Consider the following 15,892-nt stretch of genomic DNA (forward strand, 5'->3'; position numbering starts at 1 on the left):
CCCTACCTTCCTTTATTTTAGTTGATCATTTAAACCATACCAGACAACATCAACACGATCAGCCATTCTTACCGCTTCTTGATAAATTCTTCCCGTCCAATCACGCCATAGCCTGTCTTCCTTTTTTAGCGGCACAATCCCTTTTGTGATATCACTTCCGATTACAATGACTTGATGATTGTCTCCATCCTTTTCCCAATTAATCAATCGTTTGATTAAGACCTGAAAATAATCAAAAGCCTCCTCCTGAAGCGTCGATAACTTATGTTGAATCAAATATTCAAACCCTTCCAACAATAAAACAGGCCTTTTCATTTCAGTCAATTGTTCTAACACATCTATTCGATCTTTTTCATAAAAGCAAACGATTTCCAAGTCTTCACTATCAATCGGAAGTTGATAAAAGTTTAACGCCCATCTCTTTTTTCCATTAAAGCTGCCTCCTGTAATAAAGTGCATCTTTCTCTCCTCCTAAAACTATCGATATCGTCCCATATCAATGTAAAGCCACTTTCTACTGCTACTGTATAATCAAAAAAACCGTTCTTTTCCTTACCATAGCGATGCAGTAAATAACGGATGACCCCACCATGTGTCATAACTGCTATTTTTTGTTCAGCTTTACTTTGATTAATCAACATTTGCCAGCCTGTTTCAATCCGTTTTGTAAAATCAGGAAAAGATTCGCCGTTAGGAGGAGTAATAGTAAAGGGATGATCGATCCAATTGCGATACGATGTATTTTCTTTTAACTGTTCATACGTTTTCCCTTCCCAATTGCCAAAATTCAGTTCCCGAAAGCAAGAAGACTCTATTATTTCCTGATCAGGAAATAGATAGGACGCACTTTGTTTCGCCCGCAGCAAGTCACTTGAAAACAGCTGATCGTAATGATTGGCATCCAGCCGTTTCGCTTTTAATTGGCAAATCCCTTTTTCGCTCAACGGACTATCCATCCAGCCAATATATGCTTTGTTTTCATTCTCCTTTGTTAAACCATGACGAAATAATGTAATAACCATACGGTTGCCCATAATACTAACTCCGTCCCTTCCACTGCCGCTCCCAACAAATCTCCGGTTAAGCCGCCAAACCATTTCACGATTTTTTTCGCTAAAAAGACGTAGCATACAGCACCGCTAATCATTAACAGCAAAATCTCTAAAAACGCCTCCTGATAAAATAAAAATATGATTCCGAAACATACCGCCACATATCCAAAATAAACTGCCGTAATATTTCCAGTAATCGCCCTTTTGAAAAAAGAACCAAGTCCGTCCTTTTTCGCTTCAGGAACACGAATTAAGATAGTTCCCATTACTATTTTTGAGAAAAAGGGAAGCAACAAAACGAGAAAATACGTTTCAGCTTGAATCCCATTCACTATTTCATAAACAAAAAATAATTTTGTACTTAAAAGCACAATGACAGATAATACGCCAAAAGCTCCAACGCGAGGATCCTTCATAATTTCCAAACGTTTTTCACAATCCTGATAAGAAAAGAACGCATCACTTGCATCCATCCAGCCATCTAAATGAAGTCCGCCTGTAATCACGATCATCAGTATCCAGAGAAAAAAGGAAACAGCGAGAACAGAAAATGGTGTGAAATGAAGCAATCCATATACAAAAAAGCTATAAAGCAAGCCTTGCAGTAAACCTAATAAAGGAAACGTGCGGATGCTGCTGCTTACAAACTCTTTTTCCATTGGCAGCGTTTTATTGATGGGTACCGCAGTAAAAAACTGTATATTTAATAAAAATCCTATCCATACTTTTTTCATTAATGTGTACCTTTTGTCATCCTTTCTTTCTTATCGGAATACCACTTTCCACTAAATATGCTTCTGTTGCCATTTGAACAAAGGATTGATGCAGCTTGCCAAGCAATCTACTATAAGTGATGATTAGAGGATTTTGCAGTGCTTCAAATGTCACCTCATTGCTGACAACAATAAAAATGTTGCATCGCTCACTTAATGACAAAACGATTTCTTCTATCTTCTGCTGCAATTCCATAAGTACATCATCGTTCCAGGTCTGTTGTTCTTGCTGAAAAAGTTCGTTGCCTACTAATGTTGTTAAGCAATCAAATAAAACAACATCCTTCTTGCTAAAATGGGGCAGCAATTCTTGTAAGTTAGTCGGCTGCTCCCATGTAGTCCATTGTTGTTTTTGATTTTTCCGGATTTTTTGATGACGTTCGACTCGCTCTCTCATTTCATCATCCGTTACGACACCTGTTGCTAAATAGTGAAGCCGAAGCTTGTAGTTTTTTGCATAATGTAAGGCTAAATTTTCTGCAAAGGATGTTTTGCCGCTTCTTACTCCACCAGTGACAAAAATAAAGGTCGGTTGTTGATCCATTTTTTGATAACTCCTTGCAAGTGCTCATTTTCCTGTTTATTTTTAATGGCAAATCGCAGCCATTTACCGTCTAAACCAGGATAATTATATGTATGTCGTGCAACAATGCCTTCTTTTAATAAAAACTGAAAAAACTCCTTTTGCTCATCGAAATTAGGATCTTTTAATAAATAAAAGTTAGCATGTGATTCTGTCATCTGAAATCCAATTTTTTTATAAAATGCGCACAGTTTTTGTTTTTCCGTTTCAATAAATTGGATCGTATCCGCTACAAAATCCTCTTCCGCTAATAACAGTTCCCCAGCATGTAATGCAATGTTATTGACACTCCAATGCGTTTGCAAGGAAGCAAGCTTTTTAATCATCTGTTCATGCGCCATGATGTATCCTAAACGAATTCCTGGAATGCTGAACATTTTCGTCATCGATCTTAAGATTAACAAGTTAGGATAATGCTTTAATTCAGGCGCCATTTTTTCATAATCTTTTACAAAATCATAAAATGCTTCATCTAAAATAAGCAAGCAATCATATTTTTTGCAAACATCTAATAAACGAAGAAGCTCTTTTTTTTCATAATAAATGCCTGTTGGATTATTCGGGTTGCATAAAAAAACAGCCTTTACGTTTTTTAATGATGCTTCCATGTCTTCTATTTGCAATAGCCAGTCTTTATCGTTCACCATATGATAATTCACTTCGCAGTTATTTACTTTACACGCTTGTTCATACTCGGAAAAAGTCGGCTGAATAAGCAGTACCTTTTCCCCTGTCAACATTCTTCCAATTAAAGAAATAAGTTCTGCGGCACCGTTTCCAAGCAATAGCTGATTTCCTTTTATATTTTCTATGTCAGCAATATTCTTAATCAACATCCTCCCTTTTGGATCGGGATAGTAATGGATGGTATTATACAAGCTGGCCCATTTCTGCTGCAAAACAGCAGGAGGCCCTAATGGATTAATATTGGCACTAAAATCAATTATTTGTTGTGGAGGCGTTATATCCATTTGTTCATATAAATAATGTGGATTCGCTCCATGTGATGGCAAATTCAATCAAAAAACCTCCAATCCATAAAAATAAGAGAAAGAAACAAGTCGCTTTCGTTAATATAGTATTGCTAAGGATAATATGCTCTTTATCCAGTTCTGCTTTTGGTTGTCCCATTTTGGCACGGTTGGAAATTTCTCCTTTATAATAATTGATGCCTCCTAACTGCACACCTAATAAAATGGCAGTTGCTGATTCGCCCCAGCCACTGTTTGGCGAAGGATGTTTTTTTGCATCTGCAAACAATGTCTGCCACCCTTCCTTAAATGTATAAAAGGGAGAGCGTAGAATAAGAAGCAATAAGCATGCGGTGATTCGACTAGGGAGAAGATTTACGAGATCATCTAACTTTGCTGAAAAATAGCCGAATTGCTCATACTTTTTATTTTTATAGCCGACCATAGAGTCACATGTATTAATAGCACGATAAACAAGACTTAGAGGAGCACCGCCTATAAAAGCCCAAAATAAGGGAGCAGTAACCCCGTCACTAGTGTTTTCTGCCACTGTTTCAACCGTTCCGCGAACAATTTCCTTTTCCGTTAATGTTTCTGTATCTCTTCCAACAATGTAAGAAAGTTTTAGACGTGCTTTTTGTAAATCATTTTTTTTCAAAGGTTTGTATACATCAAGTGCTGCTTCTTTTAAGCTTTTTTGTGCGATAGTAGTAGCTATCAAACAACTTTCCACTAGGATTCCTATACTAAAATGAATACGATAACTTGTATATACAATAAAAAACGCTATTATATACGTGATTCCTAATACAACAAGCAGCATGTATAATCCTTTTTGTTTGCGATTATTCCCTTTATTCCATTTCTTTTCTAATACTGAGATTAACATCCCCATCCATTTGACTGGATGTGGCCAGTTTGGTGGATCGCCAATTATTTTATCGATAATAATCGCAATTGTTATGCTGATTAGATGATAAAGCATCATGATTGTAACCTGCCATTTCTTTTATTTAATGCCTCTGCTAAACATTCCGCTACACCGGTTGCAATCAATTTTCCTAATAGCGTTATCGTTCCCGCAAACTCTATCTCTGTACCTTCTTGGGTTGCTGCTACTAACATACTGTCTGTTGACGTTCCCGTTGCAATCGTTTCCGTTATCGGGTCGACCACTTGCAAATCACGAAGTACACTTGCTTTTGCTTCTGTTGCGGTCATAATACTTTGAATATATGCTTGGTCTGACAGCTTTCCATTAATAAAAATCCATATATTTATCGTACCTGGATTAAAGTAAGAGAAATGTTCCTTGCTTCTTGCCGCATCGACGGCATTACCAACACCTGCTGTGATCACAATAAAAACAGAAAAATTATCTTCTTTATAAGTTCTATAAGCAACATCTTCTACATAAACAGCCGTCATCATGCTTACGGTTTTTTCAGGGATAAAATCATGTTTAAGCAAATAATTTTTCATTTCTTGCTGATAATCATCACACTGATAATTTTTATTGACATGTCTATTTACAAAATGGGAGTACCAGCCTATTCCAGCACCTGTCACCCCTGATGAAATCGTTTTTAACGATTTAGGAGATGCTAAAGCAACATGTTGTGATGAAAGCTGCAAATATTGTTCATCTATTATCACAGCGCTGCTACCTTCCATTTTTTCAGGAGAAAGGACGATTTGTGGTGCAGCAGTTTGTGGATGAGGCGTTCGTTTTACTTTTGTTTTGTATACCTTCTTAATAGCTGCTTCTTGGAGAACCTCTGCTGGAATAGAATCTGCTTCGATTCTGCCATCATGAAGCAGCAAAAGACGATCACAATATAAACCTGCTAAATTCAAATCATGAAAAATACTAATGATTGTTAATCCTTTTTCACGACTCCATTGCTTCAAATTATCCAACAACTCTTTTTGATAAGATAAATCAAGATGATTTGTCGGTTCATCCAATAATAAGATTTCAGGCTCTTGAGCCAAGCTTTGCGCTAAATACACCCTTTGTCTTTCCCCGCCGGATAATGTTTGAATCGATGCATCCTGCAAATGGGCTACACCTGTTAATCCCATTGCCTCTTGCACGATTGCTTCATCTTCCTGGCTCCAAGACTGCAGCCAATTTCGCTGGTAGGCATATCTTCCAAGTGATACTATTTCTTTTACCTGATAGGAAAAAGACTCTTCTGCATGTTGGGAGAGAACTGCTACTACTTTCGCCAATTCTTTCTGTGTATAAGCTTCCATGCTTTTATGTTTTATGAAAATTTCGCCTTTTTCCCTTTTAAGTATTCCACTAATCAGCTTGAGCAGCGTTGTCTTGCCACTGCCATTTGGGCCTAATATGCCTAGAAGCTCTCCTTTTTTTACGGAAAAGGAAAGATTAGAAAAAATGGTCCGGCCAGAGTATTGAAAGGAGATATTATTTACTTTAAGCATTCTTTTTGCTCCTTCCTTTTCGACGCTTTAATAATATCACCGCAAATATTGGTGCACCGATTAACGCCGTTATTACACCAATTGGCAGCTCTGTTGGAGAAATAATCGTTCTAGCAACTAAATCAGCTAGAATAAGGAAGCTGCTTCCTATTAGCATCGATAGTCCTAGCAAATATTTGTGATCCGGTCCGACTAATATTCTAACTACATGAGGTATTACTAACCCAACAAACCCTATCGTTCCGGAAACAGCTACCGCTGCACCAGTTAAAATCGAGCCCGCCAGCAAAATAAGGATTTTTCTTGTTTGAACATTTACACCTATATGCTGTGCCCGTTCTTCTCCAAAGGCTAGTGCATTTAATTCTTTTCCTTGCAGAAGCAATATACCTGATCCAATGATAAAAAACGGGAGAATAATTTTAATATAGACCCATCCTCTCATGGAAACACTGCCAAGAAGCCAGCCAATGATTTGTCTTAATTCATCTCCAGTTAAAGCAATCATTAAAGAAATAAACGCACTTAAAAAAGAACTGAAAATAACTCCTGTAAGGATAATCGTTTCCACTCGCATCATTTTGTCCATTTTTTGAGCAAAAAGCAGCACACAAAAAATGGTAACAAAGGAACAAAGGATACTTAATAAAGGAAGCGTAAAGCTCCCAATAAACGGGATGCTTACTTGAAAAAACAAGGTGATAACAGCTCCTACAGATGCACCTGACGAAACCCCAAGCGTATATGGATCCGCGAGTGGATTCCTTAACAATCCTTGAAATGCAGCACCTGCTATGGAAAGACATGCACCAACGAGCCCTGCAAGAAGCACACGAGGCAAGCGAATATTTTGAACAATATTAACATACATTGGATCTATATGAGTTAGAAAATCTCCAGGAAGGATCATACTAACAAGTATTTTTATTACGTCTATAACAGGAATGGACACTGTTCCAACCGATATGGCTATAATAATAGAAAAGAAGAGAAAAAAAGCGGCATATAAATAAGCCGCTCCTTTTTTATTTAAATACATCTGGATATACTGCTTTTGCAAATTCTTCTACCCCTTTTACTAAGCGAGGACCAGAACGAGTAACTGTATCAGAGTCTACATCTGCTACTGATTTATTCTTTACAGCAGTGATATCTTGCCAGCCCTTGCGTTTAGAGATTGTTTCAGCAGGATTTTCTGTTGCATAAATGCCATAAGTAGTAATAATTACATCTGGATTTGCTTTGATGATTTCTTCTTGATCTACTTGAATCCAACCTTCTTCTGTTACAACATTTTTTGCATTAATTGTATCTAGCATTTCTTGCATAAATGTATTTTTTCCTGTTGTATAAATACTAGGTTCACCGCTAATTTCAATGTAAATAGATTTTTTATCCTTATCTGCAATTTTAGCTGCTTTATTTTTTATTTCAGCGATTTTATTTTTCATTTCTGCGATAACTTTTTCTGCTGCTTGTGTTTCTCCAGTAGCTTTCCCAATCATTGCAATACTATCATAAACACCTTCAAAGTTTGCTGCATCATTTACAACGATGACATCAATGCCGGCATCACGCAATTGTTGTAATCCTTCTTTTGAATTATGTGCACCAGAAGCATGTGCTAATACAACATCTGGTTTTAAAGAAATAATTTTTTCGACATTAAAATTAGAATCTCCAATTTTTTCAATTTTCGCAGTTTCTGGCGGATAATTATCATAATTAGAAACGCCAACCATCTCTTTTCCTAATCCTAAAGCGAAAGCAATTTCCGTGTTGCTTGGAATTAAAGAGACAATTTTTTCTGGCTTTTTATCTACTACAACTTCTTCATCTAGTGCATCTTTAATGGTAACTGGAAAAGAAACTGCATCTGTTTTTTTAGTATCTGCTGCATTATCTCCCTTTTTTGTTTCTCCACATCCAGCAAGCACGCCGACAGCCAAAAGAAGTGCAAAAATATAAGTATAAAGCTTTTTCATTCATCTTCCATCCTTTTCAAATAATAATTGATAGGCTCTGTTAAATTTCAGTGTTGATTTATAATGGTCAGGAAATTCACTCGCTTTCCGCGGACGAACTAGCAAGCCTCCTCACTCGTACCTAACTGCGGGGTCTTGCCAGCCCGTTTTTCCGCAGGAGTCTCGCAAATTTCCTTCCAAAATCAACATTATTCGTTTAACACAGCCAGTTGATAAATAAAGACTGTTTTCTAAAAGTTTGTTGTTTTTGAATAAAATAATAAACATGGTTGAAGTACTGAGCAGTCTGAATACACGTAGACTCCTGCGGGAAAAGCGAGAAAGACGAGACCCCACAGGAGCGTAGCGACGAGGAGGCTCGGCACTCGTCCGCGGAAAGCGAAGTGTATTCAGGCTGCGGGTTAAATAACAACAATCTATACGAAAACAGCCAACAACAAAAAACATCTCTACAGACTAAATAGAGATGTTGAGATAACTTTAAATGGATTCAAAGCATACTCCACACCTTCCTATCCTCGTAGGTTTTACAGGTGTATAGAAAATGGCAGGTCTCCTGACTTATGATTTTTGCTCCCTGAACCTTCCCGTATCATACAGTGGTTATCTCAGTTCACAATCATTTACAGTGGCGGGACCGTGTTGGAATTTCACCAACTTCCCTTTTAAGTCTCTCATTAGATGGATTTTTCATACGGTTACATCAGTTTACATACTGCCCTAAATAATTGATGTATGTCCATTTCAATATCCTCTCTAATAAAGACACCAATTTTCTAACTATTTCATTTTTCATCACGTTTGATTATACACTAAACAACACGAAATTTGTCTAGTTATCATAAATGTTTTTCGAGATAACAGGAACAGCACTATTTAATGCAATATCTTGTGTCGAGAGTTTACAGTTGTAGCCGATCAACATTACCCCTGCATTCTCTGCTTCTATTAAAGCCTCCGCAAATTTTTTATCAATGTGAGGAGCAGATGTTATTCTTTCTACATCTTCTCGTTGGGCTATAAATAAAATCGCTGTATGAATGTTCTCTTCTTGTGCTATCTTTGTTATTTCTTTCACGTGCTTCGTACCTCTTGCGGTAATTGCATCTGGAAACATTCCAATCCCATTTTCCGCCAAAGTTACACTTTTGACCTCAAGAAGCAGAGATGTACCGTTATAATGCTCCAATAAAAAATCCCAGCGTGAATGTCCATATGTGTATTCGGACTTTATCCATTTATAATCAATTAGCTCTGGAATAATGGATTGTTTCACCATTTTATCAACAAGCATATTTGGAAACGTAGTATTAATGGAAACCAGTCCTTCTTTTGCCTCGACTAAAACTGCTGTCCACTTTGTTTTGCGGTTTGGATTTGTACTTGGTAATACGTAAATTCCAACCCCTTCTATTAATAACTCCTTTAATCTCCCTGGATCGGCTAAATGCACCACTTCTACTGAATGAGTAGTTTGTGAATAACAATGCAAAATAAAACGATTCGGTCTACTGATAAATGTCATTCTTGTCAAAGGGCTTGGAAATTTAACTGAAACGCTTTTTTTCATTAAGCTCACCATACTAAAGAATATCTACTTGCCATTCTTTTGTTTTTTTATCAAAAATAAGTTTTGCATCACAAGCTTGTGTGCTCTTTTTTTCATAATCTTCATACATGCTATCCATGTTAGAAAAATCTTCAATCACCCAAATTGGAATTTCAAGACGAAAACGATTTTGCACTGTTTTCTGTATAGAAAGAACCATCCCTTCTTTCATTAAATCTTTCAATATGGTGATTGTTTGTTTATCTATTGGTGGATAGGTTCTTTTTTTCCTTATTCCAAACAATGTTTTCTCTAATTTCAAATGGGATAATTTGCTTGTTATCACTTCACAGAACAAATAGTAAAACACATCTAATTTTTTATAGTATGTTTTATTAAACCATCCATCATCATGGGCTAAATAAACAAACTGATTGTTTAGCTGCTGATAAAACGGTGCTTTTAAATGATCTTTTATATGCCCAAGATAAAGAAGCTCCGCAATGGTCTGCCCTTCTAATATATCCAAAACCTCTGTTTCTTCAAAATCTATCCAAGAAAAATCGCCGTAGCCGTACACATCATCTTTTACTAACTTTGAAAGTTTATGTTTTGGAACATATTCAAGCATCGTATGAGAATGAAACTCTCCTTCCTCGAACTGATGCTTTAATAATAATATTGAAGGAATCGATTCCCCTAAAAACTGATAAAACTCGTGAAATTCAATTCCATAGGAAAGAACAAAACGATCCTTTTCATGTAAATGAATATAAATAACATCACGAATATCATGATTTTTTTTCATAAAGTACCCCCCAACCTTTATAGCAAGTGATAAGAAAAGCGGAAGCGCCTCAACATCAACACTCATACATCCTGCATGCACTTCGCAGTTAGACACTAGTCTAAACTTCATTCTTTCTTAACTTTGGCTCTGTTAAACTTGTCTGTTGATTGCAGCGAGAGGCATTCGCTTCAATCAACAATTAGCTTTAACACAGCCTAACTTTAAAAAGTAGTCTCTTCTTTCTTGATTCCATGTAGGCTTATTTCTTATACGCTTCATAGTATTGACGATACTTCAAAAAACAGGAGGATTAAGGGAGCCTTCCCTAGTTATTTTTTGAAGCATCCTCTCAATAAGCCGAAAATTTTCCTACTATGATACATAGTATAAGAAGGACATTTGTTCTCCATCTTAGTTTATCAAAAAGAGAAGAAAATAACTTATTACAAATTTGTTTCAAAAGTAATATTTATTTTACAAATTAAAAAGAACAAAACACCATGTATCGAACATGTCGTTCTGTTCTTTTTTGCAAACAGCATGATATTAAATATTGGCTGTTTTCTCAAAATTTGTTGTTTTTCAAATGAAAAAATGGAGATGAAGTACTCAGCAGACTTAATACACGTAGACTCCTGTGGGAATGCGAGAAAGACGAGACCCCACAGGAGCGTATGCGACGAGGAGGCTCGACGCTCGCTAAACGGACGAAGTGTATTCAGGCTGCGCGTTTAAAAGCAACAATCTTTACGAAAACAGTCTAAATATTTGTCCGTTTTAATAGCCTTTTAATACTTGTATTAGATTCTCTTAACACAATTTCTTTATCTAATGTTTTCATGATTTTATTTTCCATCACAATTTTTCCATCAATAATTGTTGTTTCGACATCTGCACGTGTTGCGGAGTAGACAATTCTTGAAATAGGATCAACATCATAAGAAGGAAACGTATGAAAATTGTAAAGGTTTAATATCGCTAAATCTGCTCTTTTGCCCACTTCAATACTGCCAATCTCCTTTTCCATGCCAACTGCTTTTGCTCCTCCAATTGTCGCCATACGAAATACGGTTCTCGCATCCATGGCAGTTGGTCCATGCAGCGGTTTTTGAATCAGTGCTGCCAATCTCATTTCATTAAACATATCTAAATTATTATTGCATGGTGCACCGTCCGCCCCTAAGCTGACAGAAGCATGATCGCAAAGTAGATGATGCGTTTCTGCAATTCCAGAAGCAAGCTTTAAATTAGATCCAGGACAATGGCTGACATGAACGCCTTTTTCCTTTATGATTCTTTTTTCTTCTTCATTAAGCCAAATACAATGAGCCAAAATTAATCGATCGTTTGCTAAACCTAGATGATCCAAATAAACCACATTTCGCATGCCCGTTTCTTCTTCAACGATGTGGATTTCTCCCAAATTTTCAGAAGCATGTGTGTGCACTCTTACATTATAGTGATCCGAAAGGGTTTTAACTTCTTTTAATAATGTTTCCGTACAAGAAACAACAAATCTTGGCGAAAAAGCGTATTGTATTCTCCCATCGTCATACTGATGCCATTTCTCTAATAAATCCACACTTTGCTGAATGGACTCTGCTGTTTTTTCCTGAAGAGGCAATGGGACTTGGTCTCCTTTATCCATCATTACTTTCCCAGAAACTGCCCGAATTCCACTTTCTGCAATGGCTTGAAAAGCATAATCTGTATGATGAACGGTTTCCATATCGACGATTGTTGTCGTACCACTTTCGATCAGTTCCCCTATTCCTAACATGGCAGAATAATAAATCGACTCTTCATCATGAGCTGCTTCTAACGGCCATATTCGTTTGCGCAGCCAATCCATTAACTCCAAATCGTCAGCTTTCCCACGAAACAAGGTTTGACATAAATGAATATGTGTTTGTACAAAACCAGGAATGACGGTTTTATTTGTAGCATCAATTATCTTATCTGCCTCTGTTTCCTTCAGATTCTCCCCAATTTCCTTAATAATATTGTTTTCAATTAATATATCTCCTGTTACTATTTCCTCCGATTGGTTCATCGTAACAATTTGCGCGTTTTTAATTAAAATATTCGTCATATTGCTCCCCCTTTTGCATGTTCTTTCCCACAAAAAAAGCCACGAAAAAAACATGCATTATCCATGCACATTTTTTTCGTAGCTAGAAATTTACGGTTTCTAAGTAGAGACCCTTAAACCAATTTTTAAGGATATACGAATTAGTTATATACGGTATACATTTATTTTAATGTAATTACAAAAAGCTTCAACAATATTGTCAGAAAATATTACAAAGTATTTTTCCAGAAACTTTTTACAACCGTACTAATCAGTAAATTTATCCATGTCCTTCTGTTAGAAAAACTTTTTCTTCCAAAAAATAATCGCTGTTGTGGTTGATAAAAAAATAGCAACGAGAAGAATAAAGAAAAAAGCATAAGGATAATCTTGAAAAGGCAACCCGACGTTCATGCCATAAAAGCTAGAAACCATCGTAGGGAATGCAAAGATAACTGTAATAGAAGCTAGAAGCTTCATGACAATATTGACATTATTCGAAATAACCGATGCGAAGACATCCATCATTCCATTTAAAATAATCGTGTAGGTATCAGCCATTTCCATTGCCTGTGTATTTTCGATCATAACATCTTCCAACAAGTCTCGATCTTCTTCGTACATTTTTAAATAATTTAAACGAAGTATTTTTTCAAGTACAGCTTTGTTTGATTTTAAAGAGGTACTGAAATAAACTAAACTTTTTTGCAAAGCCAAAAGAGCATAAATTTCTTTATTTTTCATGGACTGATGAAGTTCTTTCTCAATCTCGTCCGTTTTCTTGTTAATCTGTTTCAAATACCTTAAGTAATACGTAGAAATGGCATAAAGAATTTGTAAAGAAAACCTTGTTCTTTTGAAAGAATAAAATCCCTTGACTTTATTTTGTTTAAAACTTTCTAAGATAGGGGTTTCCTTCAAAGAAATGGTAATAAAACAATTATTGGAAATAATCATTCCAATCGGAATCGTTTCATAAATAGGAAAGCCTGCTTCATCGTGTGTAATGTACGGATAATCTACAATAATCAATATATTGTTATCCTCTGTTTCGATTCGGGACCTTTCTTCATCGTCGAGAGCGTCTTTCATAAACTCAACTGGTATATTTAAATGATTTGTGACATGATCAATTTCTTCTGTTGTAGGATTAATCAGATTAATCCAACACCCTTTAGAAATTTCGTTTACTTCTTGAAGTTTTCCAGTTGAATCCGTTAAATACATTTCTAACATGGTTTACCCTCCTCATTTAAATAGAGGAAGACTTATTACCTTTTAAGGAGTTAATATTCCTCGATAACTTATATTCCCTTCCGTAAAATGCAATTTTGACTTCCTCCGAAATATTTACTGGTTCAGGTTCAAGAGAACCGAAGCTACTCAAAATATCAACTCCTTTTGCTTTAGTTTCATATAAAAAGGAAACTTCTCATGATAAATATACTTAATTCCTGTTTATGCGTTTTTCCTCATTCGAGTATTTAACACATCTTCGATTTCTTGTATGAGAAGCTCAAGGGTTTCCTCTGAAAAATGAGCATCCATAACTTCTTGTTGATGTAAAACATATATGGGCTCTTCTTCTTTCATTTTTTGCTCATAATGAGTGGAAGCAAATACAGACCATTCTCCATCTAACCAAATAGCAAGCTGATCAAATTTTCCTTCCCACAAAATTTCCCGAAATACTTCCTTTTCCTGTAATTCGAGATCTATGTCCATTTATCCCCCTCCAAATAAGAGTGCCATGATTATTATACAGTTAAATGTTTAGGATTTCTATTCCTCTTATTTAAAATATAATAACTGTATCATATGACTTATTCATACTTATCCTTGCTTTATAAAAGTTAAATATACAGGTTTTCCTTTATAAACCATAAATGATATCTTTTCTTTATTTATATATTTTGGCATTGCAAAAGTCTTTCTTGCGAATTTACTGTAGGACAAAGAGAGGATTCTATGTTAACTATTTTATTTAATGAAAATAGCTTGCATAGAATCTCTCTTTTTTTATATTAATGGAAACAAATATAGAGAAATTGTCGTCTATATAAGTGTGTGTTCAAAAAGGCAACAAATTAAGGAGTTTATAAAATGAATGATAGACGTAATAGTTTTTCAGATAAATTTGATTGGTCGCTTTGCTTTCTGCTATTGGTATTTTGTTTATTAAGCTGTTTTTCCATCTATAGTGCACAAAAGGCAGGCGAATCGTATTTAACATCCCAAATTTTCTGGTATATCGTTGGTTCTTGTGCCATTGCAGTATGTATGTATTTCGATAATGAACAATTTAGAAAACTAACATGGATTTTATATGGAACTGGCATTTTCCTTTTAATAGGACTTCTTGTGATGCCTGACACTGACTTCACACCGGTAATTAAAGGTGCCCAAAGCTGGTATGTTATTGAAGGAATCGGCAGTATACAGCCTTCAGAGTACATGAAAGTTTTTTTTATTTTGGCATTATCAAAAATCATGTTTGACCATCATGAAAAAACAATTTATCCATCTGTTAAAACAGATTTTATGTTATTAGGAAAAATGATATTAGTTTCCATCCTCCCTCTTGGATTAGTCATTAAGCAAGATTTAGGAACAACGCTTGTATTAATGGCCATCCTAGTCGGAATGATATTAGTGTCAGGAATTACATGGAAAATTATTATCCCTTTATACGGAACTGTTATTACATTTGCTTCAACCGTCCTCTACTTAGCCATTTATGAAAGAGCGTTTATCATAAAATATTTGGACATTGACGACTACCAATTTAAACGAATTAACTCTTGGTTAGATCCTTTCGAAGCGGGTGATGATGGATTACAGCTCGTCAAATCGTTGCGGGCGATCGGTTCCGGCTTAGTATCAGGAAAAGGAATTGGGAATACTGGTGTATATATCCCAGAAAGGCATACCGATTTTGTGTTTACCATAATTGGAGAAGAATATGGATTTATTGGCGGAAGTATAGTAATTAGCCTTTATTTCGTTTTAATATATCATCTAATAAGAACTGCTTTTTCGGCAAATGATTCCTACAGCATTTATATTTGTGTCGGCATTATCAGCATGATTACATTCCATGTATTCGAAAACATCGGCATGACGATTCAATTACTGCCAATAACAGGAATCCCGCTTCCCTTTATTAGTTATGGCGGAAGCTCCCTTATGACTAATATGCTGGCAATGGGATTAATCTTTAGCATCCGGTACCATCATAAATCATATATGTTTTCATCTCCTTCATTTTAAAAAACAAGAGAGTGAGAAAGTTCACAGCATGACTTTTTCTCTTCTTGTTTTTTTATTGCCGATTATTTTTTCAGTCTTTCAGCCATCTGTAGCTTTTCTGCTTCTAGCAAAAATAAAATTGATTTTCTATAAATAGAAAGTAGTTTTTTATCAAATAATGAAGAGGATGAATTATTATCCTAAAATCGTTCGTTTACAGAAGAAAAAGGGGAGGTATTATCAATAAATACGTTTATTTATCATTCATCTAAAGGTTTTATTTTATTATTTCTGCTATAGAAGATGAATTTGACTATTCTATGAAATATGCAGAATAGTCTATCTATTATAAGGTTTTTATGGTATGTTCAAATTAAGGAAAATTTTTTATTATAATAAAAACTAAATTAAAATAATT

The 15,892-nt window shown here is 35.5% G+C and carries 15 protein-coding genes and 2 riboswitches; of the genes, 1 reads left to right on the forward strand and 14 read right to left on the reverse strand.

Features of this window, described 5'->3' with window-relative positions:
• Positions 1-12: 12 nt before the first annotated feature.
• From ACTXGU_RS18425 to ACTXGU_RS18490, 14 genes are all read right to left on the reverse strand, one after another.
• The gene (locus ACTXGU_RS18425) at positions 13-459 is read right to left on the reverse strand and encodes a bifunctional adenosylcobinamide kinase/adenosylcobinamide-phosphate guanylyltransferase (protein ID WP_443482988.1); all 447 of its coding nucleotides are present in this window, start codon (positions 457-459) and stop codon (positions 13-15) included.
• On the reverse strand, positions 408-1,034 hold the full coding sequence (locus ACTXGU_RS18430) for a histidine phosphatase family protein (RefSeq protein WP_443482989.1): 627 nt from the start codon (positions 1,032-1,034) through the stop codon (positions 408-410). The genes ACTXGU_RS18425 and ACTXGU_RS18430 overlap by 52 nt, the downstream gene beginning before the upstream one ends.
• Positions 992-1,786 carry an adenosylcobinamide-GDP ribazoletransferase gene (gene cobS, locus ACTXGU_RS18435; RefSeq protein WP_443482990.1) on the reverse strand — a complete coding sequence of 265 codons (795 nt, stop codon included), beginning with the start codon at positions 1,784-1,786 and terminating at the stop codon, positions 992-994. Before cobS ends, ACTXGU_RS18430 begins: the two co-directional genes overlap by 43 nt.
• Before the next feature lie 16 nt (positions 1,787-1,802).
• Positions 1,803-2,369: a bifunctional adenosylcobinamide kinase/adenosylcobinamide-phosphate guanylyltransferase gene (locus tag ACTXGU_RS18440; RefSeq protein WP_443482991.1), complete on the reverse strand. Its 567-nt coding sequence runs from the start codon at positions 2,367-2,369 to the stop codon at positions 1,803-1,805.
• The gene (gene cobD / locus ACTXGU_RS18445; RefSeq protein ID WP_443482992.1) at positions 2,327-3,427 is read right to left on the reverse strand and encodes a threonine-phosphate decarboxylase CobD; all 1,101 of its coding nucleotides are present in this window, start codon (positions 3,425-3,427) and stop codon (positions 2,327-2,329) included. The genes ACTXGU_RS18440 and cobD overlap by 43 nt, the downstream gene beginning before the upstream one ends.
• A complete protein-coding gene (cbiB, locus tag ACTXGU_RS18450; protein WP_443482993.1) occupies positions 3,384-4,367 on the reverse strand; it encodes an adenosylcobinamide-phosphate synthase CbiB in 984 nt (327 codons plus the stop codon). The genes cobD and cbiB overlap by 44 nt, the downstream gene beginning before the upstream one ends.
• The gene (locus ACTXGU_RS18455) at positions 4,364-5,830 is read right to left on the reverse strand and encodes a heme ABC transporter ATP-binding protein (protein ID WP_443482994.1); all 1,467 of its coding nucleotides are present in this window, start codon (positions 5,828-5,830) and stop codon (positions 4,364-4,366) included. The genes cbiB and ACTXGU_RS18455 overlap by 4 nt, the downstream gene beginning before the upstream one ends.
• Complete coding sequence (locus ACTXGU_RS18460; RefSeq protein WP_443482995.1) at positions 5,823-6,890, reverse strand: FecCD family ABC transporter permease; 1,068 nt, start codon at positions 6,888-6,890, stop codon at positions 5,823-5,825. The genes ACTXGU_RS18455 and ACTXGU_RS18460 overlap by 8 nt, the downstream gene beginning before the upstream one ends.
• Positions 6,856-7,815: an ABC transporter substrate-binding protein gene (locus ACTXGU_RS18465; protein WP_443482996.1), complete on the reverse strand. Its 960-nt coding sequence runs from the start codon at positions 7,813-7,815 to the stop codon at positions 6,856-6,858. The genes ACTXGU_RS18460 and ACTXGU_RS18465 overlap by 35 nt, the downstream gene beginning before the upstream one ends.
• 529 nt (positions 7,816-8,344) lie before the next feature.
• A riboswitch (cobalamin riboswitch) is annotated at positions 8,345-8,538 on the reverse strand.
• Between the two features lie 109 nt (positions 8,539-8,647).
• A complete protein-coding gene (gene sfsA / locus ACTXGU_RS18470) occupies positions 8,648-9,385 on the reverse strand; it encodes a DNA/RNA nuclease SfsA (protein ID WP_443482997.1) in 738 nt (245 codons plus the stop codon).
• 13 nt (positions 9,386-9,398) lie between these two features.
• On the reverse strand, positions 9,399-10,172 hold the full coding sequence (locus tag ACTXGU_RS18475) for a hypothetical protein (RefSeq protein ID WP_443482998.1): 774 nt from the start codon (positions 10,170-10,172) through the stop codon (positions 9,399-9,401).
• Between the two features lie 742 nt (positions 10,173-10,914).
• Positions 10,915-12,246 carry a 5'-deoxyadenosine deaminase gene (locus ACTXGU_RS18480; protein ID WP_443482999.1) on the reverse strand — a complete coding sequence of 444 codons (1,332 nt, stop codon included), beginning with the start codon at positions 12,244-12,246 and terminating at the stop codon, positions 10,915-10,917.
• Between the two features lie 59 nt (positions 12,247-12,305).
• Positions 12,306-12,405: riboswitch (purine riboswitch) on the reverse strand.
• Positions 12,406-12,522: 117 nt separating this feature from the next.
• Positions 12,523-13,461 (reverse strand): magnesium transporter CorA family protein, encoded by a 939-nt coding sequence (locus ACTXGU_RS18485; protein ID WP_443483000.1) that lies wholly within the window; start codon positions 13,459-13,461, stop codon positions 12,523-12,525.
• 222 nt (positions 13,462-13,683) lie between these two features.
• Positions 13,684-13,950 carry a hypothetical protein gene (locus ACTXGU_RS18490; protein ID WP_443483001.1) on the reverse strand — a complete coding sequence of 89 codons (267 nt, stop codon included), beginning with the start codon at positions 13,948-13,950 and terminating at the stop codon, positions 13,684-13,686.
• A gap of 378 nt (positions 13,951-14,328) precedes the next feature.
• On the opposite strand from ACTXGU_RS18490, the gene ACTXGU_RS18495 reads away from it, so the two are divergent.
• Entirely contained in the window at positions 14,329-15,495 is a 1,167-nt protein-coding gene (locus tag ACTXGU_RS18495) for an FtsW/RodA/SpoVE family cell cycle protein (protein WP_443483002.1), read from the forward strand.
• Positions 15,496-15,892: the final 397 nt, after the last annotated feature.

It is taken from the genome of Niallia sp. 01092 (assembly GCF_052318935.1).
In the GTDB taxonomy this organism is placed as follows: Bacteria; Bacillota; Bacilli; order Bacillales; family Cytobacillaceae; genus Niallia.